Origin of the sequence: Mesorhizobium sp. M0768 (assembly GCF_040320195.1) — a bacterium.
GTDB lineage: Bacteria > Pseudomonadota > Alphaproteobacteria > Rhizobiales > Rhizobiaceae > Mesorhizobium.
In genome coordinates, this window is the sequence record NZ_JAMYPD010000006.1 from 16,608 (window position 1) to 31,320 (window position 14,713).

The 14,713-nt window shown below is 62.4% G+C and carries 15 protein-coding genes and 1 riboswitch; of the genes, 3 read left to right on the plus strand and 12 right to left on the minus strand.

What is annotated here, in order from left to right; genetic code table 11:
• Position 1: 1 nt before the first annotated feature.
• From NKI08_RS10195 to NKI08_RS10250, 12 genes are all read right to left on the minus strand, one after another.
• Entirely contained in the window at positions 2 to 622 is a 621-nt protein-coding gene (locus NKI08_RS10195) for an NADH-quinone oxidoreductase subunit J (protein ID WP_023676621.1), read from the minus strand.
• A gap of 118 nt (positions 623 to 740) precedes the next feature.
• Positions 741 to 1,232: an NADH-quinone oxidoreductase subunit NuoI gene (nuoI, locus tag NKI08_RS10200; RefSeq protein WP_023676622.1), complete on the minus strand. Its 492-nt coding sequence runs from the start codon at positions 1,230 to 1,232 to the stop codon at positions 741 to 743.
• A 196-nt stretch (positions 1,233 to 1,428) separates the two neighbouring features.
• On the minus strand, positions 1,429 to 2,472 hold the full coding sequence (nuoH, locus tag NKI08_RS10205; protein WP_292663045.1) for an NADH-quinone oxidoreductase subunit NuoH: 1,044 nt from the start codon (positions 2,470 to 2,472) through the stop codon (positions 1,429 to 1,431).
• A 2-nt stretch (positions 2,473 to 2,474) separates the two neighbouring features.
• Positions 2,475 to 4,556: an NADH-quinone oxidoreductase subunit NuoG gene (nuoG, locus tag NKI08_RS10210; protein WP_352768825.1), complete on the minus strand. Its 2,082-nt coding sequence runs from the start codon at positions 4,554 to 4,556 to the stop codon at positions 2,475 to 2,477.
• Between the two features lie 74 nt (positions 4,557 to 4,630).
• The gene (locus NKI08_RS10215) at positions 4,631 to 5,326 is read right to left on the minus strand and encodes a helix-hairpin-helix domain-containing protein (protein WP_352458243.1); all 696 of its coding nucleotides are present in this window, start codon (positions 5,324 to 5,326) and stop codon (positions 4,631 to 4,633) included.
• A gap of 77 nt (positions 5,327 to 5,403) precedes the next feature.
• On the minus strand, positions 5,404 to 6,708 hold the full coding sequence (gene nuoF / locus NKI08_RS10220; protein WP_023676626.1) for an NADH-quinone oxidoreductase subunit NuoF: 1,305 nt from the start codon (positions 6,706 to 6,708) through the stop codon (positions 5,404 to 5,406).
• A 10-nt stretch (positions 6,709 to 6,718) separates the two neighbouring features.
• Positions 6,719 to 7,786 carry an NADH-quinone oxidoreductase subunit NuoE gene (gene nuoE / locus NKI08_RS10225; RefSeq protein ID WP_352768828.1) on the minus strand — a complete coding sequence of 356 codons (1,068 nt, stop codon included), beginning with the start codon at positions 7,784 to 7,786 and terminating at the stop codon, positions 6,719 to 6,721.
• Positions 7,787 to 8,220: 434 nt separating this feature from the next.
• Positions 8,221 to 9,411 (minus strand): NADH-quinone oxidoreductase subunit D, encoded by a 1,191-nt coding sequence (locus tag NKI08_RS10230; protein ID WP_352768831.1) that lies wholly within the window; start codon positions 9,409 to 9,411, stop codon positions 8,221 to 8,223.
• 66 nt (positions 9,412 to 9,477) lie between these two features.
• Entirely contained in the window at positions 9,478 to 9,855 is a 378-nt protein-coding gene (locus NKI08_RS10235) for a four helix bundle protein (RefSeq protein ID WP_352768834.1), read from the minus strand.
• A gap of 33 nt (positions 9,856 to 9,888) precedes the next feature.
• Positions 9,889 to 10,491, minus strand: coding sequence for an NADH-quinone oxidoreductase subunit C (locus NKI08_RS10240; RefSeq protein WP_352470230.1), 603 nt, complete (start codon positions 10,489 to 10,491; stop codon positions 9,889 to 9,891).
• Between the two features lie 5 nt (positions 10,492 to 10,496).
• Positions 10,497 to 11,078, minus strand: a complete 582-nt coding sequence (locus tag NKI08_RS10245) for a NuoB/complex I 20 kDa subunit family protein (protein WP_023670824.1) — start codon at positions 11,076 to 11,078, stop codon at positions 10,497 to 10,499.
• Positions 11,069 to 11,434, minus strand: coding sequence for an NADH-quinone oxidoreductase subunit A (locus tag NKI08_RS10250; RefSeq protein ID WP_023676631.1), 366 nt, complete (start codon positions 11,432 to 11,434; stop codon positions 11,069 to 11,071). Before NKI08_RS10250 ends, NKI08_RS10245 begins: the two co-directional genes overlap by 10 nt.
• A 335-nt stretch (positions 11,435 to 11,769) precedes the next feature.
• Here NKI08_RS10250 and NKI08_RS10255 point away from each other — a divergent pair, with 335 nt between their 5' ends.
• From NKI08_RS10255 to cobW, 3 genes are all read left to right on the plus strand, one after another.
• Positions 11,770 to 12,969 (plus strand): winged helix-turn-helix domain-containing protein, encoded by a 1,200-nt coding sequence (locus NKI08_RS10255; protein ID WP_352768839.1) that lies wholly within the window; start codon positions 11,770 to 11,772, stop codon positions 12,967 to 12,969.
• Positions 12,970 to 12,998: 29 nt separating this feature from the next.
• Positions 12,999 to 13,202, plus strand: a riboswitch (cobalamin riboswitch).
• A gap of 38 nt (positions 13,203 to 13,240) precedes the next feature.
• Positions 13,241 to 13,675, plus strand: coding sequence for a DUF1636 family protein (locus tag NKI08_RS10260; protein WP_352768842.1), 435 nt, complete (start codon positions 13,241 to 13,243; stop codon positions 13,673 to 13,675).
• Positions 13,672 to 14,712: a cobalamin biosynthesis protein CobW gene (gene cobW / locus NKI08_RS10265; protein ID WP_352768845.1), complete on the plus strand. Its 1,041-nt coding sequence runs from the start codon at positions 13,672 to 13,674 to the stop codon at positions 14,710 to 14,712. Before NKI08_RS10260 ends, cobW begins: the two co-directional genes overlap by 4 nt.
• Position 14,713: the final 1 nt, after the last annotated feature.

The window sequence follows — 14,713 nt, forward strand, 5'->3', positions numbered from 1 at the left end:
CTCAGACTCCTTCGCCCGTCTTGACCTTGCGGATTTCCACTCCGGTTGCTGCCGTGCGGCCGACCTGGGCGGCGATCGACTGCCGCTTGACGCCCGGCTTGTGGCGCAGCGTCAGCACGATGGCGCCGATCATGGCGACCAGCAGCACCAGCCCAGCCACCTGGAAATAATAGAGGTAATCCGTATAGAGGATGTCGCCGAGCGCTGCCGTGTTCGAGCGCGCGGCCAGGTCCGGAATGGGCTTGGCGACTGTCGCCGCCAGTTTCGGCGCGAATGTATAGCCGCCGAGCACCACGATCAGCTCCGCCGCCAGGATCAGCCCGACCAGCGCGCCGATCGGTGCATATTGCAGGGCGCCTTCCTTCATTTCGGCGAAGTCGACGTCGAGCATCATGACGACAAACAGGAACAGCACCAGCACCGCGCCGACATAGACGACGAGCAGGATCATCGCCAGGAACTCGGCGCCGGTCAGCATGAACAGGCCGGCGGCGTTGAAGAAGGTCAGGATCAGGAACAGCACCGAATGCACGGGATTGCGCGCCGATATGACCATGAACGCCGATGCCACCGCGACAAAGGCGAAGAGGTAGAAAAAGGCCGCCTCTAGTCCACTCAGCATGGGTTCCCCCGGGTTTCCTGTCCGAACAGGACGTTCGTCCTGTTTTTTGCCACCGCCTCCGGTCGGCAAGTTGCGTGTTCCTTAAACGAGGCCCCTCGCCCCGTCCATGCGTCAAATATCAGCGGTAAGGCGCATCCAGCGAGATGTTGCGCGCCAGTTCACGCTCCCAGCGGTCGCCATTGGCCAGGAGCCTGTCCTTGTCGTAATAAAGCTCCTCGCGCGTCTCCGTCGCGAATTCGAAATTCGGGCCCTCGACAATGGCGTCGACCGGGCAGGCTTCCTGGCAGAAGCCGCAGTAAATGCATTTCACCATATCGATGTCGTAGCGCACGGTGCGCCGTGTGCCGTCGTTGCGGCGTGGGCCGGCTTCGATGGTGATGGCCTGTGCCGGGCAGATCGCCTCGCACAATTTGCAGGCGATGCAGCGTTCCTCGCCGTTCGGGTAGCGGCGCAGCGCATGTTCGCCACGGAAGCGCGGGCTGACCGGCCCCTTTTCATGCGGATAGTTGATCGTCTCCTTCGGCGCGAAGAACTGGCGCATCGATAGGAAGAAAGCGCTGACGAAATCCTGCAAAAGCAGTGACTTGGCGGCCTGAGAAAGAGCGGACATCAAAGGGCTCCCGAAAGTTTCATACCTTGAATCCATCCAACTATTGGCAGAAAGGCAAAACCGAAAAAGGCAACGCCTCTTAGGACACGTCGGTTTTTCAGTGGAAGTTCGGGCTTCAACCAATAAGCGCGAAGTAGAAAGAACTCGACAGCCGCAAAAACAACGCCACCGATCGCTCCCCCAATTTCATATGTCATCACGCAAACCCCGTGATCTTGAGGAAGGCGGCGGTGGCGACCACCATGAACAGCGAGATCGGCAGGAAGACCTTCCAGCCGAGCCGCATCAGCTGATCGTAGCGATAGCGCGGCACGAACGCTTTCACCATGGAGAACATGAAGAATACCAGGCAGACCTTGAGCACGAACCAGATCAGCCCCGGCACCCAGGTGAACGGCGCGAAGTTGAAGGGTGGCAGCCAGCCGCCAAGGAACAGGATGGTGGCCAGCGCGCACATCAGGACGACGGCGACATATTCGCCGAGGAAGAACAGCAGGAACGGCGTCGAGGAATATTCGACCATATGGCCGGCGACGAGTTCCGATTCGGCTTCCACGAGATCGAAGGGCGGACGGTTGGTTTCCGCCAGCGCCGAGATGAAGAAGACGATGAACATCGGGAACAGCGACAGCCAATGCCAGTCGAGGAAGGTATTGGGCAGGCCGAGCCGCGTGCCCAACCCATCCTGCTGCGACAAGACGATGTCGGACAGATTGAGCGAGCCGACGCAAAGCAGCACTGTGACGATGACGAAACCGATGGAGACTTCGTAGGACACCATCTGCGCCGCCGAGCGCAGCGCGCCGAGGAAGGGGTATTTCGAATTGGACGCCCAGCCGCCCATGATCACGCCATAGACCTCGAGCGAGGAGATGGCGAAGACATAGAGGATGCCGACATTGACGTTGGCGATCGCCCAGCCTTCATTGACCGGGATCACCGCCCAGGCCGAGATCGCCAGCACCGCCGACACCAAAGGCGCCAGCAGGAAAACGCCCTTGTTGGCGCCGGACGGTATCACCGGTTCCTTGAAGACGAATTTCAGCAGATCGGCGAAGGCCTGTAGCGTGCCCCATGGGCCGACGACATTCGGGCCTCGGCGCAATTGCACCGCCGCCCAGATCTTGCGGTCGGCGTAAAGCACATAGGCGACGAAGATCAACAGAACGACGATCAGCACGACCGACTTCAAAAGGATCAGCAGCGCCGGCAGCACGTAGAAGGAGAAGAAGGTGTCCATGTCTACTCCGCCGCCTGCCTGAAGCCGTTCTTCGCCAAAGCCGAGCACTCCGCCATCACCGCGGAAGCCCGCGCGATCGGGTTGGTCAGGTAGAAATCCTTGACCGGCGAGGTGAAGGTGCCCTTGTTCAGCCGCCCGCCGAGCTTGGCAACCCTGGCGATGTCGGCCGGGTCGCCGGCCGCGACATGGTCGATGCGGGCAAGATGCGGGTATTCCGCATAGAGCTTTGCGCGTAGCTGCGGCAGCGAATCGAACGGCAGCTTCTTGCCGAGCACATCCGACAGTGCCCGAAGGATCGCCCAGTCCTCGCGCGCCTCGCCGGGCGCGAAGCCGGCCCGGTTGGTCTGCTGCACGCGCCCCTCGGTGTTGACGAAGGTGCCCGACTTCTCGGTATAGGCGGCACCCGGCAGGATGACGTTGGCGCGATGCGCGCCCTTGTCGCCATGCGTGCCGATATAGACGACGAAAGCGCCGCCGGTCTTGGCCATGTCGATTTCGTCGGCACCGAGCAGGAACAACACATCGGTCTCGCCCAGCATGGCGGCGACGTTCCTGCCGCCCTCGCCCGGCACAAACCCGACATCGAGGCCGCCGACGCGTGCCGCGGCGGTGTGCAGCACGGCAAAGCCGTTCCAGTCGGCCCTGGCGGCGTTGACGGCGACGGCGAGCTTCGCCGCCTGGCCGAGCACGGCCGCCCCGTCCGGACGCGCCAGCGCACCCTGTCCGACGATGATCAGCGGATGCGTCGCCTTCTTCAGCAGCTGGAAGAACTTGCCGTTACCGTCGGCCAGATCCTTCAGCGATTCCGGCCCGGCGCCGAGCTGCTCGTAATCATAGCGTGTATCGCCGACATCGCCGATGACGCCGACCGGCAGATTGCCGGCCCGCCAGCGCTTGCGGATGCGGGCGTTGAGCAAGGATGCCTCGAAGCGCGGATTGGCGCCGATGATCAGCACCGCATCGGCCTGTTCGATGCCTTCGATGGTCGGGTTGAACACATAGCTCGCCCGGCCGAGCGACGGATCGAGTGCTGCGCCGTCCTGGCGGCAGTCGGTGTTCTTCGAGCCGAGCGAAGCCATCAGAAGCTTCAGCGCGTAGATCTCCTCGGCGGCTGCGAGATCGCCGGCAATGGCACCGATCTTTTCGGGTGCCGCATTCGACACCGCTTCCTTGATCGCGGCAAAAGCCTCGGCCCAGCTTGCCGGGGCCAGTCTGCCGTCCTTGCGCACATAGGGGCGGTCGAGGCGCTGCGTGCGCAGACCATCCCAGATGAAGCGGGTCTTGTCGGAAATCCACTCCTCGTTCACCGCCTCGTTGGTACGCGGCAGGATGCGCATCACTTCGCGGCCTCGGCTATCGACGCGGATCGCCGAGCCGACGGCGTCCATCACGTCGATGGATTCGGTCTTGGTCAGTTCCCACGGCCGTGCCTGGAAGGCGTAAGGTTTGGAGGTCAGCGCACCGACCGGGCAAAGGTCGATGACATTGCCTTGCAGTTCCGAAGTCATCGCGCTTTCGAGATAGGTGGTGATCTCGGCATCCTCGCCGCGGCCGATCAGGCCGAGCTCGGAGATGCCGGCAATCTCGGTGGTAAAGCGGACACAGCGCGTGCAATGGATGCAGCGGTTCATGATGGTCTTGACCAGCGGCCCGATATACTTGTCTTCGACCGCCCGCTTGTTCTCATGGTAGCGCGAGGAATCGACTCCGAACGCCATCGCCTGGTCCTGCAGGTCGCACTCGCCGCCCTGGTCGCAGATCGGGCAGTCCAGCGGATGGTTGATCAGCAGGAATTCCATCACGCCTTCGCGCGCCTTCTTGACCATCGGCGTGTTGGTGAAGATTTCCGGCGGCTCGCCGTTCGGGCCGGGGCGCAGGTCGCGCACGCCCATGGCGCAGGACGCCTGCGGCTTGGGCGGGCCGCCTTTCACCTCAATCAGGCACATGCGGCAATTGCCGGCGATCGACAGCCGCTCATGAAAGCAGAAGCGCGGCACTTCCGCGCCGGCGTCCTCGGCCGCCTGCAGCAGCGTGTAATGGTCGGGTACAGTGATCTCTTTCCCGTCGACCTTGAGCTTTGCCATTTCGCCTCAAACCCCTGCGGACGTTCCGCAATCTTTCCTTCCGGGCGCAGCCGAGACCGCGCACGATATTGAATTCACTTTTTGGCCCCGGCCAACGCGGCCGCCTGACCGATCCAGCCGTCACGGCCGATGCGGCCCTTCAACGACAGGTAATCTTCGACCCAGGCGATCTCTTGCGGCGTCCACGCGGCGATCTGGGCGTATGTCCAGATGCCAAGGCCGTTCAGCACCTTTTCCAGTTTCGGCCCGATGCCCGATATCGCCTTGAGGTCGGCCGGCTCGGCTGGCCGATCCATCGGCTTGGGCTGCTTGAAATCCTCCGGCATCAGCCCGGCCGACGCATCCGCTGCAACGGTGCTGGCATTCGCCAAGCTCCGTGCAGCGGTGCTCGTCGCAATGTCAGTCACATCGTTGGCGAAGGACTGCGCCTCGGCAATCAGGGTTTTGGTCGCCGCGCGCGCCTTGGTCGAGGAGCTTTTGCCGGTCGCGGAAAAGCGTTCCGTTCGCGCCTCGAAATCCTCGGCGACCGGTTGCCAAAGCCGCTGCGAGGTCTCGGCGGCGCCTGAAAGCACGCCCATCCAGATACCAAAGGCGTGGTTGGCAAGGCCGATGCCGAGTGCCGTCATCGCCGCCGCGCCCGCGACAGGATGCGCCAGGAGATTGACGGCATTGGCCATCTCCTTCGGCATCATCCTGGTCAGATCCTGGTTCATCTTCAACAACGGGTCCATATCGGGCGTAAAATCGTCGGGTGTCGAAAACAGCGACATAGGTGGTCTCCTGGTCGTTTCCGTCTGCCCCGCGCTCGTTTCCTCGTTTCGGACATTCGCCCGCATTTTGAATTCTTCTATTCCGCCGCCGCCAGCACCGGTTCGGCGCGGTGTGCGTTGCGCGAAAACTCGTCGATGCGCCGCTCCACCTCGCCGCGGAAATGCCGCATCAGGCCCTGGATCGGCCACGCCGCCGCATCGCCCAGCGCACAGATCGTGTGGCCCTCGACCTGCTTCGTCACGTCGAGCAGCATGTCGATCTCGCGCTTCTGCGCCTCGCCGCGCACCAGCCGTTCCATCACCCGCCACATCCAGCCGGTGCCCTCACGGCAAGGCGTGCACTGGCCGCAGCTCTCGTGCTTGTAGAAATAGGACAGCCGCGCGATCGCCTTCACGATATCGGTCGATTTGTCCATGACGATGACAGCCGCCGTGCCGAGGCCCGATTTCAGGTCGCGCAACGCATCGAAATCCATCGGCGCGTCGATGATCTGCTCGGCCGGCACCAGCGGCACCGAGGCGCCGCCCGGAATGACCGCCAGCAGGTTGTCCCAGCCGCCGCGGATGCCGCCGCAATGCGTCTCGATCAGTTCGCGGAACGGGATCGACATCGCCTCTTCGACGGTGCACGGATTGTTGACGTGGCCGGAGATGCAGAACAGCTTGGTGCCGACATTGTTGGGCCGGCCGAAGGACGAGAACCAGGCGGCACCGCGGCGCAGGATGGTCGGCGCGACAGCGATGGACTCGACATTGTTGACCGTCGTCGGGCAGCCATAGAGGCCGACATTGGCCGGAAATGGCGGCTTCAGCCGCGGCTGGCCCTTCTTGCCCTCGAGGCTTTCGAGCAGCGCCGTTTCCTCGCCGCAGATATAGGCGCCGGCGCCATGGTGCATGTAGATGTCGAAATCGTAGCCGGAGGTATTGTTCTTGCCGATCAGCTTGGCCGCATAGGCCTCGTCTATGGCGCGTTGCAGCGCCTCGCGCTCGCGGATGAACTCGCCGCGCACATAGATGTAGGCGGCGACCGCGCCCATGGCGAAGCCGGCAAGCAGGCAGCCTTCGACCAGCGTGTGCGGGTCATGGCGCAGTATGTCGCGGTCCTTGCAGGTGCCAGGCTCGGATTCGTCGGCATTGACGACGAGATAGCTCGGCCGGCCGTCGCTTTGCTTGGGCATGAACGACCATTTGAGCCCGGTCGGGAAACCGGCGCCGCCGCGGCCGCGCAGGCCCGATGCCTTCATCTCGTTGACGATCCACTCGCGCCCCTTGGCAACGATGCCGGGCGTGTTGTCCCAGGCGCCGCGCGCCATGGCGCCGGCCAGCGACTTGTCGAAGCGGCCGTAGATGTTGTTGAAGATGCGGTCTCTGTCCTGAAGCATTGCTCGTTCCTCAGACCGGCTTCTTGCCGGTCGGCCGGCTCTTGTTTCCGGGCGGCGGCTTGGTCGCCTTGGCGACAGTCTTCGCCGGTTTGACCTTGGCCTCCGGCGCCTTGAAGGCAGACGCCGGCTCGGCCTTGTTCTTTGGGCCCTTGCGCTGTTTCGAGACGTCCTCGACCTGCGGCTCGGCCTTGTTGGCATTGGCGGCCGAATGCAGAGGCGCTGCGACGCTCGCCGCCTTCTCCACCGCGGGCGCGACTTTCGTCGCCGACGGCGATTTCAGCGCCGGGTTGGTCTCGACCGCGTCGGTTTTCGGCTTGCTGGCATTCGAGGGCGCAACCGGCGCCGGTGCAGGCGCGGCCGAAGCCGCTGGCGGAACTGGTGCTGCGGCGGCAGCCGCCGGCTCTGCATCCTTGGGGGCCTTGGTCGCCGCCCTGGTTTCCCGGTCGCGGGTCGCCTTGAGGATCGCCTTTTCGCTCTTGAGGGTCGTCAGGCCGCTGGCCGGCTCCGAGGTGATGCGGCCGTTTTGCGGTCCTGGCGTCACCGAAGCACCTTTGCCGGCGTCATAGAGGTCGATGATCTCGGCAAGCCGCTCCGGCGTCAAATCCTCATAGGTGTCCTTGAATATCATCACCATCGGTGCGTTGACGCAGGCGCCGAGGCACTCGACCTCCTCCCACGACAGCGTGCCCTTGTCGTTGGTGTGGAATTGGTCGTGATGGATTTTCGAGCGGCACACATCCATCAGCGCTTCCGAGCCGCGCAGCATGCAGGGCGTGGTGCCGCAGACCTGGATATGAGCGCGGGTGCCGACCGGATTGAGCTGGTATTGCGTATAGAAGGTGGCGACTTCCAGCCCACGGATATAGGGCATGTCGAGCATGTCGGAGATCGTCTCGATCGCCGCCTTGGTCACCCAGCCTTCCTGCTCCTGCGCCAGCATGAGCAAGGGGATGATCGCGGACTGCTCGCGCCCCTTCGGATATTTCTTGATCCACAGCTTCGCCGCTGCCGCATTCGCCCTGTTGAAGGCGAACGAGGCTGGCTGGAGGCTGGCTTCTGCGAGACGGCGGACTGACATTACGACTTCGCTTCTATGTTTCTACTGGTTAGAGCTGTAGGCGTGATAGCAATCCTCGGATCGCCCCAAAACGCATACGAACTCTTCATTTCCACGCTTCAGGCGGATATATCCATCATAGCGGCTATACACCCAAGCTATTGGTTTGCAACGATATTCTTCGGGGATCAATGACGCTACGAGGTCGTCATAAACCGCACAGTTGGACGATGTCGATGGCCGGCCATGGACAAGAATGCCCTCATCCATTGCTGGGGTCTGGGTGCTCAAGTCACGGACTGTAAGCAGATCGCCTTCTGCAACAAGCTTGAATCCCTCTTTGAGAAGATCGGTTGAGGAGAGACCCTCACCGGACCCAGCAAGCGACACTTCAGCGGAAGCAGCAAGGCATGCCGCGGCCAGAAACGCCTTTGACTGTCGAGCCATTCCCAACATTACCGATCGACCTCACCAAACACGATGTCGAGTGAACCCAGCACCGCGGTGACGTCGGCCAACATGTGGCCGCGGCACAAAAAGTCCATCGCCTGCAGATGGGCAAAGCCTGGCGCGCGCAGCTTGCAGCGATAGGGCTTGTTGGTGCCGTCGGAGACGAGATAGACACCGAACTCGCCCTTCGGCGCCTCGACCGCCGCATAGACCTCGCCGGCCGGCACGCGGTAGCCTTCGGTGTAGAGCTTGAAGTGATGGATCAGCGCTTCCATCGAGCGCTTCATCGCCGCGCGCTTCGGCGGCACCACCTTGCCGTCAAGGTTGGACACCGGCCCGCTGCCTTCCTTGCCGAGCAACAGGTCGACGCACTGGCGCATGATTTTCGCCGACTGCCGCATCTCTTCCATGCGCACCAGATAGCGGTCGAAACAGTCGCCGTTCTTGCCGATCGGAATGTCGAAATCCAGCTCGGCATAGCATTCGTAGGGCTGCGATTTGCGCAGGTCCCACGGCGCGCCCGAGCCGCGCACCATGACGCCGGAAAAACCCCAGGCCCAGGCGTCGGCCAGAGACACCGTCGCGATGTCGACATTGCGCTGCTTGAAGATGCGGTTGCCGGTCAAGAGTGAGTCGAGGTCGTCGACCGATTTCAGGAACGGGTCGATCCAGCTGCCAATGTCCTCGATCAGCTTCTGCGGCAGGTCCTGGTGGACGCCGCCGGGGCGGAAATAGGCGGCATGCATGCGCGAGCCGCTGGCACGCTCATAGAACACCATCAGCTTTTCGCGCTCGACGAAGCCCCACAGCGGCGGCGTCAGCGCGCCGACATCCATCGCCTGCGTCGTCACGTTGAGGATATGCGACATGATGCGGCCGATTTCCGAATAGAGCACTCGGATCAACTGGCCGCGCTTTGGCACCTCGATGCCGAGCAGACGCTCGGCGGCAAGCGCAAAGGCATGCTCCTGGTTCATCGGCGCGCAATAGTCGAGCCGGTCGAGATAGGGCACGGCCTGCAGGTAAGTCTTATGCTCGATCAGCTTTTCCGTCCCGCGATGCAACAGCCCGATATGCGGATCGACGCGATCGACGACTTCGCCGTCAAGCTCCAGCACCAGGCGCAAAACGCCGTGCGCCGCTGGATGTTGCGGGCCAAAATTGATGTTGAAGTTGCGGACCGAAGTTTCAGCCATTTTGGCGTCTCTGGCGAAGAGTCAGTAGTGAGTAGTGAGTAGTGATCATCAATCTCAATGCCTGCTTCATTCCGCCTGCTTGGCCTGCACCGTTCGGATAAGAGATCTCGTCATTTTTCCAATCTCTTCGCATCGCAGCAGCAGCTCAATCTCGTTGTCATTTCGTAGCAGGCCAACCCGGCATGCCAGTAGTATGTGCGTTTCCAGTTCCTTCAACGAACCTTGCGCCATGCGCAAAAATTGAACGAACGAACCTCTGTTCTCCCGACCGTACCCCTCCGCGATATTGGCTGCGATCGACACCGCCGATCGGCGCATTTGAGAGGTCATGCCGTAGATCTCCTCTCTCGGAAACCCTTTGGTGATGCGGTAACAATCTTCAGCGAGTAGCATCGCCGATTGCCACACCTTCAGGTCACGATAAGATTCGATCCGTTGCTCCAATTCTTTCCTACCGACTACTCACTATTTCACTACTCACTGTTTCGCCTTCTCATCCCCCGGAAGCACGTAATCCGTACCTTCCCACGGAGACAGAAAATCGAAATTGCGGAATTCCTGCTTGAGCTCCACCGGCTCGTAGATGACGCGCTTGGCTTCGTCGTCGTAACGCACCTCGACGAAGCCGGTCAGCGGAAAGTCCTTGCGCAGCGGATGGCCTTCAAAGCCGTAGTCGGTCAGGATCCGCCGCAGATCGGGATGGCCCGAAAACAGCACGCCGTAGAGATCGTAGGTCTCGCGCTCGAACCAGTCGGCGCCGGGATATATCCCGGTGATCGACGGCACGAGCGTCTCTTCGTCGGCCTGGACCTTGAGCCGGATGCGGATATTCTGCTTCGGCGACAGCAGGTGATAGACGACGTCGAAGCGCTTTGCCCGTGACGGATAATCGGCGCCGCAAACGTCGATGATCGAAATGAACTGGCATTTCGGGTCGTCGCGCAGGAAGGTCACCACCTCGATCAGGTCGCGCGGCTCGACCGAGATAGTGAGTTCGCCATAGGCGAGCACCGCCGCGCCGATCCGGCCGATCAGCTTCTCGCCGAGATAGGTCGAGAGGTCATTCAACGCCTGGGTCATGCCGCTCACCGCTCGATCGTGCCGGTGCGGCGGATCTTCTTCTGCAGCAGAAGGATGCCGTAGAGCAGCGCTTCGGCGCTCGGCGGACAGCCGGGCACGTAGATGTCGACCGGCACGATGCGGTCGCAGCCGCGCACCACCGAATAGGAATAATGATAATAGCCGCCGCCATTGGCGCAAGAGCCCATCGAGATGACGTAGCGCGGCTCCGGCATCTGATCGTAGACCTTGCGCAGCGCCGGCGCCATCTTGTTGGTCAGCGTGCCGGCGACGATCATGATGTCGGACTGGCGCGGGGACGCGCGCGGCGCGACACCGAACCTCTCCGAGTCATAGCGCGGCATCGACGTATGGATCATCTCGACGGCGCAGCAGGCGAGGCCAAACGTCATGAACATCAGCGAGCCGCTGCGCGCCCAGGTGATCAGCGCCTCGGTCGAGGTGACGAGAAAGCCCTTGTCGGCGAGCTCGTTGTTGATCTCCAGGAAGAATGGATCGTCGGACCCGACCGGCCTGCCGGTGTTGGGATCGATGAGGCCCTTGGGCTTCGGCGCGACGAGCGTACCGGAACTGTCGTTCAATCCCATTCCAGCGCTCCTTTTTTCCATTCATAGGCAAAGCCGATGGTCAACACCGCCAAAAACACCATCATCGACCAGAAACCGAGCATGCCGATCTGGCTGAACGACACCGCCCACGGAAACAGGAAGGCCACCTCCAGATCGAAGATGATGAACAGGATCGACACCAGGTAGAAGCGGATATCGAACTTCATGCGGGCGTCGTCGAACGAGTTGAAGCCGCACTCGTAGGCGGAAAGCTTTTCCGGATCGGGGTTGCGGTAGGCCACCAGGAACGGTGCGGCGAGCAGCGCCAGCCCGACGATCAGCGCCACGCCGATGAACAGGACGATGGGCAGGTACGAACCTAAAAGTGCGTTCATGCTGCAGTTTCCGTTGGCGGCCAATCCACTCTGATTACAGCACCGGACCCACTTGCGGAAGCGTGACAGTTTAACCACTGAACCGTTTTAAGGGGGCTCTATGCTGCAACGCGGCGAGGGTTAGCGCAGCGCTTTCGGCGAAGCAAGTCAAACCTTGTTCAAATCGCGGTGCTGGACGGCATATCCGGGAAAACTGGTCCGATCCGCTCCTGTTTGATTTCCTTCACTTTTTACTCCACTTTTCTCTCCTGACATGGATGCCGCCAAAACCCTGTTAGCATGGCACGGAATCGCAGGTCATTTTCTCTGTCTAAAATCGTCCGGATGCCGCCTTCATGAAGGAAAAAATCTCGCTCGCCATGGCCCGCCGCATTGCGCTCGCGGCACAGGGATTCAATGACCCGCGCCCCACCGGCACGCCTGACCGCCGGCATCTGGCCCGCGTGCTTGCCCGTACCGGCCTGCTGCAGATCGATTCCGTCAGCGCCGTGGTGCGCGCCCACTATATGCCGCTCTATTCGCGGCTTGGCCCCTACAAGCTGGCGCTGCTCGACGACGCCGCCGTAACGCGCAAGCGCATGGTCTTCGAATATTGGGCGCACGAAGCCTCCTTCTTGCCGGTCGAGACCTATCCGCTGATGCGCTGGCGCATGCAGCGGGCCGAGTGCGGCGACGAAATGTACAGCGGACTGGCCAAATGGGGCCGCGAGCACGCCGCCTATATCGAAGACATCTATCGTGAGGTCGCCGAACGAGGCCCGATCGCGGCGTCGGCTTTCGAAGGGCAGAAGGGTTCGGGCGGCTGGTGGGGCTGGAGCCATGCCAAGCACGCCTTCGAATGGCTGTTCTGGGCCGGCCGCATCACCACGGCGCATCGCCGCGGCTTCGAACGGTTCTACGATCTGCCGGAGCGCGTGCTGCCGCCAACAATACTGAGTCTGCCAACGCCCTCCCCCGAAGACGCTCACCGCGAATTGCTGCGCATCTCGGCCCGCGCCCACGGCATCGCCACGGCAGGCGACCTGCGCGACTATTTCCGCCTCTCGCCCGCCGACATCAAGGGCCGCATCGAGGAGCTGGTCGAGGCCGGCGAGCTGTTGCCGGTGAGCGTCGACGGCTGGAACAAAACAGCCTATCTCCACAAGGACGCCCGTTTGCCGCGCAGGATCGAGGCGCGCGCCTTGCTCGCGCCGTTCGATCCTGTCGTCTTCGAGCGGTCGCGCACCGAGCGGTTGTTCAACTTCCACTACCGCATCGAGATCTACACGCCGGCCGAAAAGCGCCGGTATGGCTATTATGTGCTGCCATTCCTGCTCGGCGACAGCATCGTCGGGCGCGTTGACCTCAGGGCCGACCGTCCGGCCGGCGTATTGCGCGTCCATGCCGCCTATGCGGAGCCCGGCGCCCCGCCACAAACCGCTGCCGAACTCTTCAAGGAATTGAGGCAGATGCAGGGCTGGCTCGGCCTGGAACGCATCGAGGTGACCGCTGCCGGCGATTTGGGCCGGCCGCTCGCGGATATCGCCGCGCCATAGACGTGCGTTGACACAACTGCCTCCACAAGCCTAAATCCGTTCCAGACGGTCCCCTGCCCGCAACGGCAGGGGCCAAGAGGGAATGCGGTGCGAAATCTCGATTTCAAATCCGCGGCTGTCCCCGCAACTGTAAGCGACGAGCCAAGGCCGAAAACCACTGGGATATTCCCGGGAAGGCGGCACCCAGGCGATGACCCGCGAGCCAGGAGACCTGCCGTCTAGGACCTAAGAATCCGATCGCCTGGCGGGTTTTCCGGGCAAGGAGCCTGATTTGGAACGCGACAGCAGTTTTCCGGCTGAGACAGCGGATTTATTGTCCGGCCATGATGATTCCCCGGCCGGCGTTACCGTCATCGTCTGCTCGTCCTGCCGTGACGAGACCGGTTCGGACGCTCATCCGCGCGCCGGCGAACTGCTCGCAGAGGACACGCGCCGCGCTGCTTCCAGCGAAAACATCAAAATCCGCACCGTCGAATGCCTCGGCAATTGCAAGCGCCGGCTCAGCGCGGCCATGCTGCGCGACGGCTGCTGGAGTTACGTCTTCGGTGATCTGACCACGACCAGCGGCGCCGATCTCGTCACCGGGGCAAAGCTGTTCGCCACCTCGACGGATGGGCTCATTCCATGGCGCGGCCGTCCCGATTGCCTGAAGCGCGGCCTGGTTGCCCGCATCCCTCCCCTTGACCTTTTGAAGGACCTGACATGACCGCTGCCTCCCTTTCGCGCGTTCCCTGCACCGTGGTCACCGGCTTTCTCGGCGCCGGCAAGACGACGTTGATCCGCCATTTGCTCGAAAACGCCAAAGGCAAGCGCCTGGCCATCATCGTCAACGAGTTCGGCGACATCGGCATCGACGGCGAGATCCTGAAGGGCTGCGGCATCGACACCTGCCCCGAGGAAAACATCGTCGAGCTGGCCAATGGTTGCATCTGCTGCACCGTCGCCGATGATTTCGTCCCGGCGCTGGACCAGATCCTGTCGCTGACGCCGAGGGTCGACCACATCCTGGTCGAGACATCCGGCCTCGCTTTGCCCAAGCCGCTGGTCCAGGCCTTCCAGTGGCCGTCGGTGAAAAGCCGCGTGACGGTGGACGGCGTCATTGCCGTGGTCGACGGACCGGCGCTGGCTGATGGCCGCGTAGCCAACGACATGGACGCCCTGCAGGCGCAGCGGGCGCAGGACGAGACGCTCGACCATGACGATCCGGTCGAGGAAGTGTTCGAAGACCAGCTCGCCTGCGCCGACCTGATCATCCTATCGAAGAGCGACCTGATGGACGCAGCCGGCTCGGCCCGTGCCAATGCCGTCATCGGCAAGCACGTTGCGCGGGCGGTGAAGATCGTACCGACTTCGCAAGGCAAGGTCGACCCTTCGGTGCTGCTCGGCCTCGGCCTCGCCGTCGAGGACGACATCGAGAACCGCAAGACCCACCACGACGACGAGCTCGACCACGAACATGACGATTTTGACTCGTTCGTCATCGACATCGCATCTGTGTCCAACCCGGACGAGCTCGCACAACGCGTCGCCACGGCGGCGGAGGAAGAAAACGTGTTGCGCGTCAAGGGTTTCGTCGAAGTCGGCGGCAAGCCGATGCGGCTCCTGCTGCAGGCCGTCGGTCCGCGCGTCAACCACTATTACGACCGCGCCTGGACCGCTGAAGACGACCGCCGCTCGCGCCTCGTCGTCATCGGCCTGAAAGGGCTGAACCGCCCGGCCATCGAGCGTATCCTCGCCGGCTGAT

What these genes read in the sequence shown, in the direction of transcription:
- cobW (WP_352768845.1), top strand. Translation starts at nt 13,672, where the DNA reads ATGACCGCTGCCTCCCTTTCGCGCGTTCCCTGCACCGTGGTCACCGGC.
- NKI08_RS10195 (WP_023676621.1), bottom strand. Translation starts at nt 622, where the DNA reads ATGCTGAGTGGACTAGAGGCGGCCTTTTTCTACCTCTTCGCCTTTGTC.
- nuoE (WP_352768828.1), bottom strand. Translation starts at nt 7,786, where the DNA reads ATGTCAGTCCGCCGTCTCGCAGAAGCCAGCCTCCAGCCAGCCTCGTTC.
- nuoF (WP_023676626.1), bottom strand. Translation starts at nt 6,708, where the DNA reads ATGCTTCAGGACAGAGACCGCATCTTCAACAACATCTACGGCCGCTTC.
- NKI08_RS10250 (WP_023676631.1), bottom strand. Translation starts at nt 11,434, where the DNA reads ATGAACGCACTTTTAGGTTCGTACCTGCCCATCGTCCTGTTCATCGGC.
- NKI08_RS10255 (WP_352768839.1), top strand. Translation starts at nt 11,770, where the DNA reads ATGAAGGAAAAAATCTCGCTCGCCATGGCCCGCCGCATTGCGCTCGCG.
- nuoH (WP_292663045.1), bottom strand. Translation starts at nt 2,472, where the DNA reads ATGGACACCTTCTTCTCCTTCTACGTGCTGCCGGCGCTGCTGATCCTT.
- NKI08_RS10230 (WP_352768831.1), bottom strand. Translation starts at nt 9,411, where the DNA reads ATGGCTGAAACTTCGGTCCGCAACTTCAACATCAATTTTGGCCCGCAA.
- nuoI (WP_023676622.1), bottom strand. Translation starts at nt 1,232, where the DNA reads ATGTCCGCTCTTTCTCAGGCCGCCAAGTCACTGCTTTTGCAGGATTTC.
- NKI08_RS10245 (WP_023670824.1), bottom strand. Translation starts at nt 11,078, where the DNA reads ATGGGATTGAACGACAGTTCCGGTACGCTCGTCGCGCCGAAGCCCAAG.
- NKI08_RS10215 (WP_352458243.1), bottom strand. Translation starts at nt 5,326, where the DNA reads ATGTCGCTGTTTTCGACACCCGACGATTTTACGCCCGATATGGACCCG.
- NKI08_RS10240 (WP_352470230.1), bottom strand. Translation starts at nt 10,491, where the DNA reads ATGACCCAGGCGTTGAATGACCTCTCGACCTATCTCGGCGAGAAGCTG.
- nuoG (WP_352768825.1), bottom strand. Translation starts at nt 4,556, where the DNA reads ATGGCAAAGCTCAAGGTCGACGGGAAAGAGATCACTGTACCCGACCAT.